Source organism: Micromonospora lutea, assembly GCF_016863535.1.
Lineage (GTDB): Bacteria > Actinomycetota > Actinomycetes > Mycobacteriales > Micromonosporaceae > Micromonospora > Micromonospora lutea.
The window spans coordinates 1-1,755 of sequence record NZ_BOPB01000050.1; the positions used below are offsets into that span (position 1 = coordinate 1).

The 1,755-nt window shown below is 64.2% G+C and carries 2 protein-coding genes; both read left to right on the forward strand.

The genetic code is table 11. The features are described from left to right. Nucleotides 1–226: 226 nt before the first annotated feature. Nucleotides 227–493 carry a carbamoyltransferase N-terminal domain-containing protein gene (locus tag Vlu01_RS27280; protein WP_204005000.1) on the forward strand — a complete coding sequence of 89 codons (267 nt, stop codon included), beginning with the start codon at nt 227–229 and terminating at the stop codon, nt 491–493. Nucleotides 494–556: 63 nt separating this feature from the next. Continuing rightward, nucleotides 557–1,755: carbamoyltransferase C-terminal domain-containing protein (locus Vlu01_RS27285; RefSeq protein WP_275409496.1), on the forward strand; the 1,199-nt coding region annotated here is incomplete at its 3' end.

Genomic DNA, 1,755 nt, shown 5'->3' on the forward strand with positions numbered 1-1,755 from the left:
GGGTTGAGTACGGGCAGTCGCGAGGGAGTCGAACAGGCATTAATGGCCGGTAAACTGTGGGATACATCACTCCCATCTAACGGAAATGCAGCTGTGAAAAATGCATGCCCATAAATGCGTTACGCACCTTGCCCGGTGATCGGCACGCGGATAGCTTCCGATAGGGAATCTGAACGCGAAGGCAGCCGAAACCGCGGCGTGACACCAGAGCAAAGGATGCCAACTGATGATCATTCTGGGATGCAACGGCTTTTCCCGCAGTGCGGAAATGTTTGCCGAACATTATGGCGCAGTAGGCACCGAAAAGCATTACCTGCTCGGGCACGACGCCGGCGCGGCGCTGCTCGTGGACGGCGAACTGGTCGCCGCGGTGGAGGAGGAGCGCCTCAATCGGCAGAAGAAGACCTCAGACTTCCCGATCAACTCGATCCGCTGGGTCCTGGATCATGCGGGGATCGGTTTCGGTGACGTCGACCTGATCGCGATCCCGTAGAACTTCGACGCCAAGGTCTTCGACAGCACGCTGGCCGAACTGGCGTCCATCCCGATGTCGCCGATGGAGAAGCTGGCTCGTCTCAACCATATCGGCATGGTGTTCGCCACGGTGCTGGGACACGACGCGATCCTTGCCGACTTCGCCGCTCGTACCGGGTTCACCCCGGACCCGGCGAAGGTGGTATTCGTCCCGCACCACTTCGCCCACGCGATGACGGGCTACTACATGGCCGGGGTCAAGGACGCGGCGTTCCTGATCAGCGACGGTCGGGCCGAGCTGCTGTCGTCGCTGACCGGGGAAATCCGGGACGGCCGGATCCGGGTCTTCGAGGACTCGTTCGTAACGGCCAATGATTCGCTGGGCAATCTCTACTCCTGCGTCACGCGGTTCTTGGGATTCGTGCCCAACAACGACGAATACAAGGTGATGGGCCTGGCCGGGTTCGGCGAGCCGCCGTCGCCCAACCCGTTCCTGGAGCACTTCGTCGAACTGCACGAGGGCGGGCGGTACACCATGGTCCTGCCGAACGACCTGGAGAACCCGCGGCAGTTCGAGCCCCTGCTGGAGGAGCACTTCGGTCCGGCGCAGGCCACCACCGAGTACCAGTCCCGAGTCGCGGCAGCCGTCCAGGAGATGGTGACCGTGGTGACCCGGCACCAGGTGGCGGCGCTGGAGACCCGGACCGACCTGGATCACCTGCTGGTCGAGGGTGGGGTGGCGCTCAACTGCGTCAACAACACCGAGTTGCTCGAGGGCTCGCGGTTCTCCGACGTCTCGGTGAGCTTCGGTGCCAGTGACACCGGTGTGGCCATCGGCGCGGCGGTGTTCGCGTGGGTCAACCACCCGACCAACAACGCCGAGGTGAAGTACGCGCCGTCCGTCACCCCGTACCTGGGCCCGGAGTACGACGACGCCGACATCGAGCAGGCGCTCGGTGAGTTCGCCGACCGGGTGGAGTGGACCGCCCGGCTGACCGACGACGAAGTCGTCGACCAGGTGGCCGAGCTGCTCACCGGCAAGGTCGTGATCGGCTGGTTCGAGGGCCGGATCGAGCACGGGCCCCGGGCCCTCGGGCACCGCAGCATCCTGGCGAACCCGAACTTCCCCGATATCAAGGACATCATCAACAATCGGGTCAAGCACCGGGAGCCGTTCCGGCCGTTCGCGCCGCTGGTGATGGAGCACGACGCCCCGAAGGTCTTCGAGATGGGCCGGAAGACCCGGTCGCCCTACATGACCTTCGTCTTCCCCGTCCGGCC